General features: G+C 59.6%; 19 protein-coding genes. 11 read left to right on the forward strand and 8 right to left on the reverse strand.

The genetic code is table 11. The features are described 5' to 3' along the window. Positions 1–14 precede the first annotated feature (14 nt). On the forward strand, positions 15–332 hold the full coding sequence (locus FBX99_RS00230; RefSeq protein WP_024779566.1) for a helix-turn-helix transcriptional regulator: 318 nt from the start codon (positions 15–17) through the stop codon (positions 330–332). Between the two features lie 20 nt (positions 333–352). Here the strand turns inward: FBX99_RS00230 and FBX99_RS00235 are convergent, their stop codons facing one another. Then, entirely contained in the window at positions 353–1,411 is a 1,059-nt protein-coding gene (locus FBX99_RS00235; protein WP_145130366.1) for an MBL fold metallo-hydrolase, read from the reverse strand. A 187-nt stretch (positions 1,412–1,598) separates the two neighbouring features. Here FBX99_RS00235 and FBX99_RS00240 point away from each other — a divergent pair, with 187 nt between their 5' ends. After that, entirely contained in the window at positions 1,599–2,207 is a 609-nt protein-coding gene (locus FBX99_RS00240) for a TetR/AcrR family transcriptional regulator (RefSeq protein WP_144924928.1), read from the forward strand. 28 nt (positions 2,208–2,235) lie between these two features. Here the strand turns inward: FBX99_RS00240 and FBX99_RS00245 are convergent, their stop codons facing one another. Together FBX99_RS00245 and FBX99_RS00250 are read right to left on the reverse strand one after the other, a co-directional pair. Next, on the reverse strand, positions 2,236–2,769 hold the full coding sequence (locus FBX99_RS00245) for a DUF1003 domain-containing protein (protein ID WP_144924925.1): 534 nt from the start codon (positions 2,767–2,769) through the stop codon (positions 2,236–2,238). A gap of 86 nt (positions 2,770–2,855) precedes the next feature. Beyond that, a complete protein-coding gene (locus tag FBX99_RS00250) occupies positions 2,856–3,803 on the reverse strand; it encodes a LysR family transcriptional regulator (RefSeq protein ID WP_144924922.1) in 948 nt (315 codons plus the stop codon). Positions 3,804–3,817: 14 nt separating this feature from the next. On the opposite strand from FBX99_RS00250, the gene FBX99_RS00255 reads away from it, so the two are divergent. Continuing rightward, entirely contained in the window at positions 3,818–4,528 is a 711-nt protein-coding gene (locus FBX99_RS00255) for a CTP synthase (RefSeq protein ID WP_144924919.1), read from the forward strand. Between the two features lie 57 nt (positions 4,529–4,585). On the opposite strand, the gene FBX99_RS00260 is transcribed toward FBX99_RS00255, so the two are convergent. Beyond that, a complete protein-coding gene (locus FBX99_RS00260; protein WP_144924916.1) occupies positions 4,586–4,912 on the reverse strand; it encodes a DUF2025 family protein in 327 nt (108 codons plus the stop codon). 71 nt (positions 4,913–4,983) lie between these two features. Continuing rightward, a complete protein-coding gene (locus FBX99_RS00265) occupies positions 4,984–5,154 on the reverse strand; it encodes a M3 family metallopeptidase (protein WP_144924913.1) in 171 nt (56 codons plus the stop codon). Between FBX99_RS00265 and FBX99_RS00270 the strand changes: the two genes are divergently transcribed. From FBX99_RS00270 to FBX99_RS00290, 6 genes are all read left to right on the forward strand, one after another. Further along, a complete protein-coding gene (locus FBX99_RS00270) occupies positions 5,153–6,280 on the forward strand; it encodes a glycerophosphodiester phosphodiesterase (protein WP_144924910.1) in 1,128 nt (375 codons plus the stop codon). The two genes, FBX99_RS00265 and FBX99_RS00270, sit on opposite strands and share 2 nt — an antisense overlap. Before the next feature lie 225 nt (positions 6,281–6,505). After that, the gene (locus tag FBX99_RS00275; protein ID WP_144924907.1) at positions 6,506–6,823 is read left to right on the forward strand and encodes a PepSY domain-containing protein; all 318 of its coding nucleotides are present in this window, start codon (positions 6,506–6,508) and stop codon (positions 6,821–6,823) included. Positions 6,824–6,980: 157 nt separating this feature from the next. Then, positions 6,981–8,003 (forward strand): transporter, encoded by a 1,023-nt coding sequence (locus FBX99_RS00280; protein ID WP_144924904.1) that lies wholly within the window; start codon positions 6,981–6,983, stop codon positions 8,001–8,003. A 141-nt stretch (positions 8,004–8,144) separates the two neighbouring features. Then, the gene (locus tag FBX99_RS28800; RefSeq protein WP_178111823.1) at positions 8,145–8,288 is read left to right on the forward strand and encodes a hypothetical protein; all 144 of its coding nucleotides are present in this window, start codon (positions 8,145–8,147) and stop codon (positions 8,286–8,288) included. A gap of 215 nt (positions 8,289–8,503) precedes the next feature. Next, a complete protein-coding gene (locus FBX99_RS00285; RefSeq protein ID WP_144924901.1) occupies positions 8,504–8,692 on the forward strand; it encodes a hypothetical protein in 189 nt (62 codons plus the stop codon). Between the two features lie 93 nt (positions 8,693–8,785). Beyond that, the gene (locus tag FBX99_RS00290; protein ID WP_144924898.1) at positions 8,786–9,985 is read left to right on the forward strand and encodes an MFS transporter; all 1,200 of its coding nucleotides are present in this window, start codon (positions 8,786–8,788) and stop codon (positions 9,983–9,985) included. Here the strand turns inward: FBX99_RS00290 and arfB are convergent. Together arfB and FBX99_RS00305 are read right to left on the reverse strand one after the other, a co-directional pair. Next, the gene (arfB, locus tag FBX99_RS00295; protein WP_041020761.1) at positions 9,982–10,395 is read right to left on the reverse strand and encodes an alternative ribosome rescue aminoacyl-tRNA hydrolase ArfB; all 414 of its coding nucleotides are present in this window, start codon (positions 10,393–10,395) and stop codon (positions 9,982–9,984) included. The genes FBX99_RS00290 and arfB overlap by 4 nt on opposite strands. Before the next feature lie 201 nt (positions 10,396–10,596). Next, positions 10,597–12,006 (reverse strand): amino acid permease, encoded by a 1,410-nt coding sequence (locus FBX99_RS00305; RefSeq protein ID WP_144924895.1) that lies wholly within the window; start codon positions 12,004–12,006, stop codon positions 10,597–10,599. A gap of 681 nt (positions 12,007–12,687) precedes the next feature. Between FBX99_RS00305 and FBX99_RS28805 the strand changes: the two genes are divergently transcribed. After that, a complete protein-coding gene (locus FBX99_RS28805) occupies positions 12,688–12,825 on the forward strand; it encodes a hypothetical protein (protein WP_003178782.1) in 138 nt (45 codons plus the stop codon). Positions 12,826–12,915: 90 nt separating this feature from the next. Next, positions 12,916–13,881 carry a leucyl aminopeptidase gene (locus FBX99_RS00310; protein WP_145130368.1) on the forward strand — a complete coding sequence of 322 codons (966 nt, stop codon included), beginning with the start codon at positions 12,916–12,918 and terminating at the stop codon, positions 13,879–13,881. Positions 13,882–14,153: 272 nt separating this feature from the next. Here the strand turns inward: FBX99_RS00310 and rluB are convergent, their stop codons facing one another. Continuing rightward, the gene (gene rluB / locus FBX99_RS00315) at positions 14,154–15,371 is read right to left on the reverse strand and encodes a 23S rRNA pseudouridine(2605) synthase RluB (protein WP_145130369.1); all 1,218 of its coding nucleotides are present in this window, start codon (positions 15,369–15,371) and stop codon (positions 14,154–14,156) included. Positions 15,372–15,476 lie beyond the last annotated feature (105 nt).

Raw genomic sequence — 15,476 nt, forward strand, 5'->3', positions numbered from 1 at the left:
CTTTGGAGAATCCCATGGCCTCTCTCGCAATCAAAACCACCCTGGAACGCATCGCTGTCTATCAATTCACCCCTGCCCACAGCGCACAGGCCCGCGCCATGCTGGGCTGGAGCGTCGAGGAGCTATCCCGACAATCCGGGGTTTCGGTCAAGGCTATCCGGCGCTTCGAAGCGGGAGGCGAGTTGCTCGATGTAACGCGCCTGGCGCTCGCATTCTGCCTTGAAGCCGAAGGCTTGGTGTTCTTCCCCGGCTTTGCACCGGGGCGTGGCATGAACATCAAGGGCGCCACGCCAGACCCGGCGGGGCGGCCCGACTACGCGATGATCGAATAGCGGGATCGTTGCATCGGGTATCAGGCCGCGCCAGCCTGGTTCTGATAGGCCGAGGCCTCTACATCCAGCCACCAGGCACGGCCACGATGCGGATGGGTCAGGGTGAAGGCTTCGCCCATTTGCGGCGTGGTGATGGACACATTGCGCTCCCAGGCCAGGGCCAGGATGCGGTCGAAGGGTTCAAACCAGGCATGCATCGCCAGGTCGAAGGTGCCATTGTGAATCGGCAGCAGCCAACGGCCCCTGAGGTCGATATGAGCCTGGAGGGTCTGCTCCGGCTGCATGTGGACATGGGGCCAATCGACGTTATAGGCGCCGGTTTCCATCAGCGTGAGGTCAAAGGGACCGTATCGCTCGCCGATGCGCTTGAAACCGTCGAAATAACCGGTGTCGCCGCTGAAGAAGATCCGCGTGCCGCCGTCGATCATCACCCATGACGCCCATAACGTGCTGTTGCCATCGAACAGACCGCGGCCGGAAAAATGCTGCGACGGCGTGGCTATGAACTCGATGCCATCCACTTCGGTACCTTGCCACCAATCCAGCTGACGTACCTTGCTGGTCTCGATACCCCATTTGACCAGGGTGTCACCCACGCCAAGGGGCGTCAGGAAGTACCGGGTCTTGGCGGCAAGCTTGAGGATGGCCTGGTGATCGAGGTGGTCGTAATGGTCGTGGGAAAGGATCACCGCCTCGATCGGCGGCAGCTCGTCCAGGCTGATGGGCGGCTGATGGAAACGCTTGGGTCCGGCCCACTGCACAGGCGAGGCACGGTCGGAGAAAACCGGGTCGGTGATCCAGAATTTGTCGCGCAATTTAAGCAGGACCGTGGAATGGCCGAGACGAAACACACTCTGGTTCGGCGCTGCCAACAGTTCGGCGCGTGTCAGCGGTTGGACGGTGATGGCACCCGCCGGACGGGTGGTGCGCGGTTTGTGGAGCAGCATGTTCCAGATGATGCGCAGCATCTGGCCGAACCCTTCTCGTGGGGTATGGGCGTGATTGCGATACTTCCCTTGTTCGTGTCGGGAGGCAGGGCTGGCAGCCGTGCTGTCGGTCGAGGAAGCAGGAGTGCTCATGGTGCGATAACTCCAAGGGCGTCGCCGAAAGTACGCTTCGCCGTTGCGGGACATGGGTGACTGCGAGATCTACACTCAGCCGCCCACACTAAATCTACACCAATCGGTGTAGTTTCTAGATTGCATGAATCCCGGGAGCAAGTAAACTACCAAGTGTAATTCCACGCTCATCAACCGACGAATGCCCATGACCGTACCGCAACGCCTTACCGAACGAAAACGCGAAGCCATTCTCCAGGCCGCGATTGCCGAGTTTCGCAGCAACGGTTTCGAGGTCACCAGCATGGACAAGATCGCGGCAACCGCCGGAGTGTCGAAGCGTACGGTGTACAACCACTTTCCCAGCAAGGAAGAGTTGTTCGCTGAAATCCTGAATCGGCTATGGAACAGCATTACCGCCGAGCAGGAGATGACGTACAACCCGCTGGAGCCTTTGCGTGAGCAATTGCATCGGTTACTGCAAGCCAAGCTGCGGGTGATGTCAGACGAGCACTTCCTCGATCTGGCGCGTATCGCTATCGCCGCGACCATACATTCTCCAGAGCGGGCCCAAAACATGGTTTCGCGCATGGGACAGCGTGAAGAAGGCCTCACCACCTGGATTCGCCAAGCCCAGGTCGATGGCCGGTTAAAGCCCGTGGAACCGGAATTTGCTGCCCAGCAAATGCACGGGCTGATCAAGACCTTCGCCTTCTGGCCACAGATTTCCATGGGTCAGCCGAGCCTGCCCCATGAAGAACAAGCGCAGGTGATCGAGTCAGCCCTCGACATGTTCCTGATTTGCTACCAGGCTTGAGCGCCTCGCCACGAACGCGGTATGAGGTTTACTGCTCTGGGGGCGTGTTGACAAATTTCTGGTGCATCTCAGTGGTCAAGCTGTCGATACGCTCCGTCAGTGCCTTGGTCATTTCCGTCAGGCGGGTGTTCTGCTCCAACAATTCGAGCAACTGCGCCGTATTGTGCGCGGCCTGGGCCTGACGCTCGGTATTGGCAATGGCCAGGGCTTCGCGATGTTGCGCATCGGCTTCCGCCTGGGCTTTGTCCCGAGCGGCCTGGCGGGTTTGCGCCAACAGGATCAGCGGGGCGGCATAGGCCGACTGCAGACTGAACGCCAGGTTGAGCAGAATGAACGGGTAGGCATCGAAATGCACGACGCCCGACAGGTTCAAGCCTACCCAGATCAGCACGATCAGGGTTTGCGCGCCAAGGAACATCGGCGTGCCGAAAAAACGCGCGAACGCCTCCGCCCGTAGCGCAAAGCGATCATTCCCGAAGGTGGGTCCCAGATGCGCGTGAGGCCGATGAAAACGCAAGTGATCAACAGGAGCTACGGGGGTGGATTGGTAAGGGGTCGCCATGATGTTCTCCGCCTGAGGCTGGTGCTAAAGGCACTATAACTATTAGGCGATCATCATCTAACCCAGCGCGTTCCGCTCATGAAACATCAGCGCTGCCGCAGACTACGCCCCAACTCGTCGAACAGTGTCACTACTGAACGCAAGGCGCGGCAGTCTGGCCGTGTCAGCAGCCAGAGCGCCGTGTCATGCCCATCCAGCGGCTCACCAAAGGGGATCAGTCCCTGACCTTCACCGATCAGAAAGTCCGGCAGCGCCGCGACGCCCAGACCGGCCCGCGCCAACTCGGCGACAGAGAGCATGCTGTTGCAGCGATAGGCCGGCATCACCCCGGGAAAGTGTTGTCGGCGCCAGGCCACGGTGGGGTGATCGGGGAGGAAGTCGTCCGGCGCGATCCAGATCAGGGACGCCAAGTCATCCAGATTCGCGCCAGACAGGTATGTCGGACTTGCGCAGACTCGGTAGACGACATCGCCCAGATGTCGCCCCACCAGATGTTCCGGCGGTGTGCGGGTCAGGCGCAAGGCAATGTCGGCGTCGCGGCGACTCAGGTTGGCGAAGTCGTTCGAAGTGCTCAATTCGAGGGTCAATGCCGGATAGGCCGGCATGAACCGCGCCAGCGCGGGCAGCAGCAACGCTTGCAGGACCGAGTCGGTGCAGGTCAGGCGCACGGTGCCCGTAACCACCTCACCGCCCTGCTCCACACCGATACGTGCCGCCTCCAGGGCCTGCTCGGCGCGCTCGGCCTGTTCGGACAGTGTCTGGGCCAGGCTCGTGGGCAAATACCCGGCACGGCTTTTTTCGAACAAGGGTTGGCCCAGGGCCGCCTCAAGTCGGCGTACCGAGCGGAACACCGTAGACACATCCACGTCCAACAGCCGCGCAGCCCGAGCCAGCGAGCCGCCACGGACCAACGCCAGGATCAGGGAGAGATCGGAATACTCCAGACGATAATGCGCCGATGCATTGAACACTTGGATAAACGCCAATATTGAGTGCGTGAACGCCAATCTATAGTGGCGGTCAGCAATCAACAAGCGGTGAGCCCTCCATGAAAATCCAGCGCCCTTTGCACATCGCCCTGATCGGCGACCACGACCCGCAGATAACGGCCCATAGAGCCATTCCCATCGCACTTGACCTAGCCAGCAGGCAAACCGGCCATGACGTTGGCTTTCAATGGTTGGCGACGGATCTGATCACTGACGCTACCCCTCTGGCCGACTTCAACGGCATCTGGTGCGTACCCGGCAGCCCCTACCGAAACGAACAAGGCGCCTTGCACGCCATTCGCTTTGCCCGCGAACAGCGTCGTCCATTCCTCGGCACCTGTGGTGGGTTTCAGCACGCCGTGCTGGAATACGCGCGCCACGTGATGGGCTGGACCGATGCCGCCCACGGCGAAACCTCCCCAGAAGCGCAACGGGCACTGCTGACACCGCTGAGCTGTGCCTTGGTCGAAACCATCGACAGTCTTCAGCTTGATGCGCAATCGCTGACTGCCAAGGCCTATGGCCGCCAGACAGTGTTCGAAGGCTATCGTTGCCGCTTTGGGGTCAATCCAGTGTTTGAGCGGGATTTGCTGGGTGGCCGCCTGCATGCCGTGGCCCGGGATTCGGCCGGCGAGTTGCGGGCCGTGGAGCTGCGAGATCATCCATTCTTTGTCGCGACCCTGTTCCAGCCTGAACGCGCAGCGTTGGAAAATCGGGTGCCGCCGCTGATCAAAGCCTTTGTCGAAGCGTGTGCGAGGGAGGCGGCGTGAGCGGCAAGCCCACCACAAATCCTTTGTGGGAGCGAGCCTGCTCGCGATAGCGGTGGATCAGCCTTCGACCAACTGCCGCATCGCTACGATTTCCGGCAGGTCGCTGCGTGCCATGTACACCCGCAAAGGTTCGGTGAGGTTGAGACGATCATCGATGTTCTGGTCCAACAGCAGTTGGATCCGCTCGCGTTTGAGGATCATGGTGCCGTCCGTGACAGCCACCCAGACGAACTCGCAGGTCGGAATGATGCCGTCGGCGGCCACGTCCATGCCGAAGGCGTCTTCGCTGAAGCGCACGATGTATTGGCCGGTCTTGCGGTTCAGGCCGACAAAGCCCTTGAGTTGATCGGCGGCCTGGCAGATGAAGGTTGAAGTGGTGCGCATGGTAAACCTCATGGATGCGTCCCGCGGGACGTCTGATCGATGGTTTACACGCAGGGCAGGCGAATGTCGCTTCAGGTTTCCCTCTGCCGGGGAAACTGCTGCGGCCAAGGGTACTGCAAACCGCCTGCAAAGATGTGGGAAAAATCTGTTTCCCGAAGCTTTATGTAAGTTTGGCGATAGCGCTCAGAGCGTTCAGTTGTTAAAAGATAGGCTTTGCACAACGACGAAAGGATCTCGAGCATGCCCGTCACCTTTACCCGTAGCGTGTTGATGTTGAGCCTGTTGCTCGGCGTCGGTCAGACATCGGCCGCCGAGGCGCCGAACCCCAAGGCCTTGGCCACTCGCCAGGGTATTCCCCACCCGGCGGTGATCGCTCACCGTGGTGCTTCGTTCGATGCACCGGAATCCACCGCAGCCTCTTACAAGTTGGCCCGCGACCTCGGCGCCGATTATCTGGAACTGGACCTGCAACGCAGCAAGGATGGCGTGCTGTTCGTGTTGCACGATGACAGCCTGCTGCGCACCACGGACGTCGCGACCAAGTTCCCCGAGCGCAAGGACAGCAGCGCCAACGCATTCACCATGGCCGAGCTCAAGACCCTCGATGCCGGCAGCTGGTTCAACACCGCCTACCCGGACCGCGCGCGTCCCGGGTTCGCGGGGCTGAAGATCCTGACCCTCGATGAAGTCATCGACATCGCCGAGGGAAATCCGCAGCACAAACCGGGGCTGTACATCGAAACCAAGGAGCCGAAGCTGTTCCCCGGCATCGAACGCGACCTGAAGGATAAACTGCAGGACCGCGGCTGGCTGAGTCCGGCCGGCTCCAAGTTGGCCAAAAGTGCTACCGGCGTAGGCCAGGGCAAGGGCAAAGTGGTCTTGCAGACCTTCGAAAAGAGCAGTCTCGAACTGCTGCACAAAGAGATGCCGAAGGTACCGAAGGTCCTGTTGCTGTGGGTGGGTGAAGGCAACATAGAGCCCAAGTCCAAGGTGACATTTGCCGAGTCCGGTGAAACCGACAAGGCGGCTTACTACGCCAAGCAACAACCCAAGGACCGCGCCGAGTTCGAGAAATGGGTCCAGTACGCCAAGGCCCAGGGCGTCATCGGCACCGGACCATCCGCCGCGCTGACCCACGGCGGCAGCCAGAGTTATTCAGACCTGGTGCAGCCCTGGATGAACCAATACACCCACGATCAGGGTTTGCTGGTGCATGTCTACACTGTGGATGAGCCGGTGGACTTCAAGAAAGTGATGGAGGCCGGCGTGGATGGCATTTTCACCAACCGGGCCAGTGAATTGCTCAAGTATTTCAAGCGTCCCGAAACTGGCAGTGTGACGCAGTTGCTGGAGAAGAACGGTTATTGATCAAGTGTGGGAGTAAAGCTTGCTTGCGACGAACGATAATGCGGCTGTACTGAAACCGTACTGCCCACATCGCGAGCAAGCTTTGCTCCCACAGGCTGTCGCAGTTCTTATCCCAACAAACCTTACTTCAGCAGTCCCGCGCAAAGGTTTTTTCAAATTAAGGGTGAATTAAGTTGCCACAGTTAATCTGATCCCACTTAAACGACACACCCAAGGAAAGACCTTATGAAAACTTTGACTGCCCTGTTCACCGCTGCGGCCCTGACCCTGACTGCCGGCCTGACCCACGCGGATGATGATGTTCGACCTGAACATATCCCTCAATTGGTCAAGGAAGGCAAGATCCTGCCGATGGAACAGCTGAAACAAGAAGTCGAGAAGTTGCATCCGGGAGCGACCCACGGCCTCCCTGAGCTGGATAAGCGCTTCAACGGCTATGAATACGAAGTTGAAGTACGTTACCCCGACGGCAGAGAGTATGAAGTTGAGCTCAACGCAGCCACCGGCGGAGTCCTGAAAAACGAACTCGACAAAAAGGATTAAAAAGAGCCGCGCAATCGTCAGGTTGCGCGGCTTTTTTATTCATCTATCAATCCGCTCCCACACCGCACAACTGTCACAAAACCATCAAGATTTCTTGCCATGATCTCGCCCAAGTGAACCTGTAGCCACCACAGGCACTTCCCGCCAGCGAGCCTTCATGAACCACAGCATTGACCAAAGCCACCGCGACCCGGACCTGTTCGGCCTGCTCTACGGGTTTCGTTTCCGTCCCGGCGAGCGCGGGCGGGAAATCGATTCGGCCCAGGCCCTGCAAAGCCTGCAGCAACCACAAGACAACGATGAATTCCTCTGGCTGCACCTGAACCTGGCGCATGCAGCCTGCGAGCGCTGGATGAAAAGTCAGTTGGCCTTGCCCCAGGAGTTTTTCGAAGCCTTGCACGAAGGTTCGCGTTCGACCCGCATCGAACATGTGGACTCGGCATTGCTGGCGGTGGTGAACGATGTCGTGTTCAACCTGAGCAACCTGGTCTCTTCGGACGTCTCGACCTTGTGGGTCTGCGTCCACAGCCGACTGATTGTCAGCGCACGCCTGCAACCCCTGCACTCGGTCGACAAGCTGCGCTCATCGGTCAAGGCCGGTGAGTGCTTTCGCTCACCCGTGGAACTGCTCGTGCACCTGCTGCGCGACCAGGGCGAAGTACTGACCCAGATCGTGCGCAAGACTAGCCTCAGCGTCGATCAGATCGAGGATCAGTTGCTCTCCTCGCGCCTGTCCACCAACCGCGCCGAACTCGGCGCCCAACGCCGGGTGCTGGTGCGCCTGCAACGCCTGTTGGCGCTGGAGCCCGGCTCATTGCTGCGCCTGCTGAACCGGCCGCCGCAGTGGCTGCAGAAAGAAGACGTCAAGGAGCTGCGCAAATCCACCGAGGAGTTCGCCTTGATCATCAACGACCTCACCGCGCTGGGCGAACGGATCAAGCTGTTGCAGGAAGAAATCGCCGCCAACCTCAACGAACAGACCAACCGCACCTTGTTCACCCTGACGATGGTCACGGTACTGGCTTTGCCCATCAACATCATCGCCGGTTTCTTTGGCATGAACGTCGGCGGCGTGCCGTTGGCCACTGACCCTGAAGGTTTCTGGATCCTCGTGGCACTGGTGGCGACCTTCACCTTGATCGCCGGCCGCTGGGCATTTCGCAAGCAACAAGACCAGTGAGCTGACCTGTCTAGACAACCCCATCTGTCGGTACAACAGGATTTAAAAGTCTTTCTGTCATCTTTCCTGCGGTATCCTGCCCGGGCTTTACAGAAGCGAGGATCTACCAGATCTACCAACAGACTTTGCGAGGAGCGCGATATGCACGAGATTCCTAATCTCCCCTTCCCAAGCCTGCACGACACTGAGCAGACGACCACGCTACAGGCCGCAGGGCAACCAGACGCCCGGCAACCCGAGCCCAAAGAAGCCACTGAACGCCGCCAGGCCGACAGCGAAGACTGATCCATCAGCACCACCAGACCGTGTGGAAAGCGCAGGCTCTGGACGAAAAGCCTTGATACTCGTTCATGCTGCGTTGAAAACAGCCTCGCAATGCTCATGTACTCCAGTACACTGCGCTTGCCCGGCTGTTTTCGCCTTGCCTGACCTTCGTCTCAAGTCTTTTCGTACAGAGCCTAAGATGCGCTTTCCACACTGCCTGAATCCGAGCCCCGACCATGACCGATGACAACTTCAGCGAAGCCCAGGCCAGTGTGCTGATCGGCACCACTGAAAAAATGGTCGAGATCTGGACGCGCCTTTCGCCAGAGAAACAAGCCACGCTGCTGGCCCGTTTCGGCACCGAGGAAAATGCCCTCGCCGCGTTGGTCACCACACACCTGGTCGCCGGGCAAAACGAGGCCTGACAGGCAAATAGTTTTACTTTCCCACGCCTCATTTCTACGCGCGCCGTTATCATAAGCAGCCTATCTATCCAGCTGCTCCGTGGACCTTTTCCCATGTCAGATTCCCAGCGCCCCCTGGCGGTCACGCTGCAAGTCGTTTCCATCGTTCTCTTCACCTTCATCGGCTATTTGAATATCGGCATTCCCCTGGCCGTGCTGCCCGGGTTCGTCCATGGCGAATTAGGTTTTGGCGCGGTCATCGCCGGGCTGGTGATCAGTGTCCAGTACCTGGCCACCCTGCTCAGCCGCCCTTACGCGGGCAAGATCATCGACAACCTGGGCAGCAAGCGCGCCGTCATCTTCGGCCTGGCCGGGTGTGGGCTGAGCGGTGTGTTCATGCTGGTCTCGGCCTGGACTCATGACCTGCCGACGCTGAGCCTGACCAGTCTGCTGATCGGTCGCCTGGTGCTGGGCAGCGCGGAAAGCCTGGTGGGCTCAGGCTCGATTGGCTGGGGCATCGGCCGGGTCGGCGCCGCGAATACCGCCAAGGTGATTTCCTGGAACGGCATCGCCAGTTATGGCGCGCTGGCGATAGGCGCACCACTGGGGGTGTGGCTGGTCAAGTCCCTGGGACTGTGGAGCATGGGCGTCAGCATCATCCTGCTGGCCGTGCTGGGGGTGGCGCTGGCCTGGCCGAAAACCGCCGCGCCCGTGGTTGCCGGCGAGCGCCTACCGTTCATGCATGTACTGGGGCGTGTCCTGCCCCATGGCAGCGGCCTGGCCCTGGGTTCCATCGGTTTCGGCACCATCGCCACGTTCATTACCCTGTACTACGCGACCCAACATTGGGACAACGCGGTGCTGTGCCTGAGCCTGTTCGGTGCCTGCTTCATCGGTGCACGCCTGCTGTTCGGCAATCTGATCAACCGCCTGGGAGGCTTTCGGGTAGCAATTGCCTGCCTGTCAGTGGAAACCCTTGGCTTGTTGCTCCTATGGCTGGCACCCGATGCGCAGTGGGCACTGGCGGGCGCAGCGTTGAGCGGCTTCGGTTTTTCGCTGGTATTCCCGGCACTGGGTGTCGAGGCCGTCAATCTGGTACCGGCCTCCAGCCGTGGGGCGGCGGTGGGCGCTTATTCGCTGTTCATTGATTTGTCACTGGGGATCACCGGACCATTGGCCGGCGCGATTGCAGCAGGGTTTGGCTTTGCCTCGATCTTCCTGTTCGCGGCCTTGGCAGCGCTCGGCGGCCTGGCGTTGAGCATCTACCTGTACCGGCAGGCGCCGAGGTATCGCGAGGAACGCAATAGAAACTAAAAATCCACCTTGCCCCGCCCGGCCTTGATCGAACCACGCTTGCTCTTGGACTCCAGGCGACGCGTCTTCGAGCCCAGGGTCGGTTTGGTCGGACGGCGCTTCTTCTCGACCTTGGTGGCACTGAGGATCAGCTCGGCCAGGCGCTCCAATGCATCGGCCCGGTTCTGTTCCTGTGTCCGGTACTGCTGGGCCTTGATGATCAACACGCCATCGCTGGTGATGCGGCTGTCACGCAGGGCCAGCAGCCGCTCCTTGTAGAACTCGGGCAGCGACGAAGCAGGAATGTCGAAGCGCAGGTGCACGGCGCTGGAGACCTTGTTGACGTTCTGCCCCCCGGCGCCCTGGGCGCGGATGGCCGTCAGCTCGATCTCGGCATCGGGAATGTGCACGTTGTTGGAAATCGCCAGCATGGAAAGCGTCCGGTATCAGGCCCCACAGAATACCCCGAATCCTCTGTGGGAGCGGGCTTGCTCGCGAAAGCGGCGTGTCAGTCAGCAAAAATATTGAATGTAACAACGCCTTCGCGAGCAAGCCCGCTCCCACAGGGATTGGACTGGACCAGAAAAAAACAAACCCGGCATTCAGCCGGGTTTGGGGTATCTCAAGGATGCCTACTTGGCAGCCGCTACGGTCAATCCATGCTGGGCACTGCGCTTGTTCTTGATCAGGTAGCACACCCACATGAACACCAGCCACACCGGAATCGCGTATACCGAAATCTGGATACCGGGAATCATCAGCATCACGCCGAGGATGAACACCACGAACGCCAGGCAGATGTAGTTGCCATAGGGGTACCACAGCGCCTTGAACAGCGGCACCTGGCGAGTCTGGTTCATGTGCTGGCGGAATTTGAAATGCGAGTAGCTGATCATCGCCCAGTTGATCACCAGAGTCGCGACCACCAGCGACATCAGCAGCTCCAACGCATGCTGCGGGATCAGGTAGTTCAGCAAGACCGCCACCAGGGTCACCGCCGCCGAGGCAAGGATCGAACGCACCGGCACGCCGCGCTTGTCGATCCGGGCCAGGGCCTTGGGCGCATCGCCCTGCTCGGCCATGCCCAGCAGCATGCGGCTGTTGCAGTAGGTACCACTGTTGTACACCGACAGCGCGGCGGTCAGCACCACGAAGTTGAGGATATGCGCCGCCGTGTTACTGCCCAGCATCGAGAACACTTGCACGAACGGGCTACCGCTGTAGGCATCGCCGGAGGCATTGAGCGTGGCCAGCAAACTGTCCCAAGGGGTCAGGGACAACAGCACCACCAGGGCACCGATGTAGAAAATCAGGATCCGATAGATCACCTGGTTGATGGCCTTGGGAATCACGGTTTTCGGCTTGTCGGCCTCGGCGGCGGTGAAACCAAGCATTTCCAGGCCACCGAAGGAGAACATGATGATCGCCATCGCCATCACCAGCCCACTCACGCCATTGGGGAAGAACCCACCGTGTGACCACAGGTTCGTCAGCGAAGCTTGCGGGCCGCCATGGCCACTGACCAGCAGGTAGCTGCCCAAGGCAATCATGCCGACAATCGCCACGACCTTGATGATCGCGAACCAGAACTCGGCCTCACCGAAGACTTTGACATTGGCCAGGTTGATGGCGTTGATCAGGATGAAAAACGCCGCCGCCGAGGCCCAGCTCGGAATGTCCGGTGCCCAGTAATGGATGTACTTGCCCACGGCCGTCAGCTCGGACATGCCCACCAGGATATACAGAATCCAGCAATTCCAACCCGACAGGAACCCGGCGAAACCGCCCCAGTACTTGTGGGCAAAGTGGCTGAAAGAACCGGCTACCGGCTCTTCGACGATCATTTCGCCCAACTGGCGCATGATCATGAAGGCGATAAAGCCGCAGATGGCGTAGCCCAGGATCATCGACGGGCCGGCTGATTTCAGCACCCCCGCCGAGCCCAGGAACAGGCCGGTACCGATCGCGCCGCCGAGGGCGATCAATTGAATATGTCGATTTTTCAGGCCGCGTTTCAGCTCGCCTGTATTTACACCGGTCATGCGTCACCTGTTTGTTTTTATCTGTGACGAAATCGAACCCGACACGCTTGTGGCGTGGCGGAATGAGCAAGGCGGATAACCTTGAAGGTGCGTGGGTACGCGAAGGGTCACAGTAAAACGCGGCGCATTGTACACCGCCGACCCTTGGCTGTAGTGGCCTGTACGGCTAATTTGAGTACACGAATTAGCCACACAGGCCACTAGACACCTGACAAGGCATGAGGCGCATATGACCCTCCTCATGGATTGGAAACAAGCCGGCCAACACCTTACGGCACGACGTATGAAAGGTCTGCTGGAAGCTTTTTCTTACATTCATCTGGAGGAGATTTACAAACCGAGCAGGCGCACGCTTTTCGTAAGCATTCCTTTACGATGCGTAACGAAATTTTTCCACGTAGGAATTTTCTGTAGTCCGTCTACAAATTGACGGTAGGAAGTTTCCTAACATCTGACCCCTGCAGGTGGCTGTTTAAAAAAGCAAAAAAATCTGCGAGAAATAGAATAAAAAGTTCATCTCAAAAAAAATAAAATTATTTTTTGCATTCCAAAATCCCGTCGACTAGGTTTTAGCGACTTGCCCAGGCATCGTGCCGGCAAGCCCTGCGGGGCCTGATGCGGTCAGCTTTCACTCACCGGATTACCCGCAACTTTCCGTAAAAGTCATCTAGGAGATTCACTATGCAAGCACTGGACAAAGACTTGGAAACCGAACTGCAACTGGACGAATGGTTTGAAGCGCCAACCCATGAAGCCGCCGTTGAAATGATGCAAGCCGACGCCGTCGTTCCGTTCGGCACGGCGATGTGGCCTCTGTAAGCGCAACCCGGCGGAGTTGATCCGGCCGGTCGGCTCCGCCACTTTCAGCAGGTTGTCAGGGACGCTCATTCATCAAGGAAGAAAACAAGTATGGACACTCAACGAGCCATCTCACATTTCCTTTACTACCTCGGACACCACCCCGCCCTGGCCGGCATCCAGCCCGCCAAGGTACTGCTCGGCCATACCGCCGACTACGAAGCCCTGACCGGCGCCATTGCCGAACAAGCCGGCAACGGATCACCCTTCCGCTTCAGCGCCATGCGTCTGGACCTCGAATCCACCGAGCGTCTGTCCAAGGCCATTGCCGACAGCGATCTGTATATTTTCTTCTACGACTCTTCCACCTTGCCCCATCCACGGCCTGACGGTCCGGACTTCGTCCGCGCCCTGCAAGGCGTGATGGCGGACAACTGGAAAAAATCGCTGTTGTTCAAGGACTACGGCGAATATTTCTACGACACCTTCAGCGTCATCCCGCAACGTATCGCCGGGCTCAACAGTCATCTTATCCGGCGCATGTCACAAGCAAGCACGCTGAGCTTCCAGGACGAGCACGGCTCGTACTTCGATACGGCACTGGACAGCGTCAAGAAGTGGACCGACATCAACGGCCTCGGCAATTACGACCTGGCCCCTGGTGAAATCGCCACTCACAGTGACACCATCAATGGCCGGGTGAGTTTCGTCGGCACATTCCTGAGCACCATCCCGTTCGCACGCAAATATGGCGTGCTGCAGTCGCCCCTGGAGCTGTGGATCGAAGACTCCACCATTCAGAAAATCGCTACCGAGGTGCCAGGCCTGGAACACGACTTCAACCGCTACCTGGACGCCAACCCGTCCAACCGGTGCATCGAAGAGTTGGGGATCGGCACCAACGAAGGGGTCAAGAGCCTGTATGCCCGCAACGCCGGGTTCGAGGAGCGACATTGTGGCCTGCACCTGGGACTGGGTGGCGGCGCCAAGGGCAGCCATCACCTGGATCTGATTTTCGAGAGCGGTATGCTGGCGCTGGATAATGAGCCGATGTTTGATGGGCGGTTTGTGTTTTAAGGGCAGCGTTGAGCGGCAAGCTCAAGCGGCAAGCGAGGGGTGGGTCTGGAAGAGTATGGTTGGGACTGCGGGCCCCTTCGCGGGCAAGCCCGCTCCCACAGTTATCTCAGTGAATGGAAGGTTGGTGAACGCCACCGCCCCAATGTGGGTGCGGGATTGCTCGCGAAAGCGGTCTTAGCTACACCCCATCACTCAAGCCAGACCAAAAAAAAACGCCAACCCTACGGTTGGCGTTTTTTCTTGCAGCTTGCCGCTAGCAGCTCAAACCCGCCTCACTCCGGCTTGCGACGCCCAAACCCAGGACGCTGCCCCGAACCCGCCGGTGCGCCACGACGCTTGCCCGACGGCGCGTCACGATCCACCAAGGTGATGGCCGGGCGTTTCTTCGAGGTCGGCTTGGCCGGGCGCTTGACGTCGGCCGGGCGTTCAGCCACCGGGGTACCGCGACCTTCGCCACGCTCAGTCCGGCCGTTGGCCGGGCGCGGCGTGCGTGGACCACGCTCACCATCCTGACGAGGCCCCGGCTTGCGGGCCGGACGTTCGCCTTCGATCTGCGGCTCGCGTGGAGCACGTGGGGCAGGCGCTGCGCCCTCAGCCGCTGGACGCAAGGTCCGTACGCGCTCGGTCTTGCCCATCGGGCGCGAGGATTTACGCTGCATCCGCTCCAGCTTGTCCTTGCTCTTGGCGGTCATCTGCGGCATTGCCACCGGCGCAAGACCAACTTCGGCCGACAGGATGTCGACTTCCTGCTGGCTCATTTCGCGCCAGCGGCCCATCGGCAGGTCGGAATTGAGGAACACCGGGCCGAAACGCACGCGCTTCAGACGGCTGACCACCAGCCCCTGGGATTCCCACAGGCGACGCACTTCACGGTTACGGCCTTCCATCACCACGCAGTGGTACCAGTGGTTGAAACCTTCACCACCGGGCGCCTGCTTGATGTCGGTGAAGCGCGCCGGGCCGTCTTCCAACACGACGCCGGCCTTCAAGCGCTCGATCATCTCATCGTCGACCTCACCGCGTACGCGCACGGCGTACTCGCGGTCCATCTCGTAGGACGGGTGCATCAGACGGTTGGCCAGCTCACCGTCGGTGGTGAACATCAGCAAGCCGGTGGTGTTGATATCGAGGCGGCCGATGTTGATCCAGCGACCTTCTTTCGGACGCGGCATCTTGTCGAACACGGTCGGACGGCCTTCCGGGTCGTCACGAGTGCAGATCTCGCCGTCGGGTTTGTTGTACATGATCACGCGGCGCACCGTTTCGGCGGCCTCTTCGCGCTTGATCACCTTGCCATCGATGGTGATGGCGTCGTGCATGTCGACGCGCAGGCCCAAGGTGGCCTCTTTGCCGTTGACCTTGATCCGGCCCTGGGTGATCCAGGCTTCCACGTCGCGGCGCGAGCCGACGCCGATACGGGCGAGGACTTTCTGCAGTTTCTCGCCTGCGGGACCGATTTCGTGGCTGTCGTTCTTGTCTTGGTCTTTCATGCTGGGCACCTCCCGGTGTGGTCTTGAAAAGGGTCGTTTGGCGCAAGGTTCGCCAAAGGGTCGCGAATCATACGCCCGTTGAGGCGTTTGCGCATCAGAGAGTAG

Origin of the sequence: Pseudomonas sp. SJZ074, assembly GCF_007828215.1 — a bacterium.
In the GTDB taxonomy this organism is placed as follows: Bacteria; Pseudomonadota; Gammaproteobacteria; order Pseudomonadales; family Pseudomonadaceae; genus Aquipseudomonas.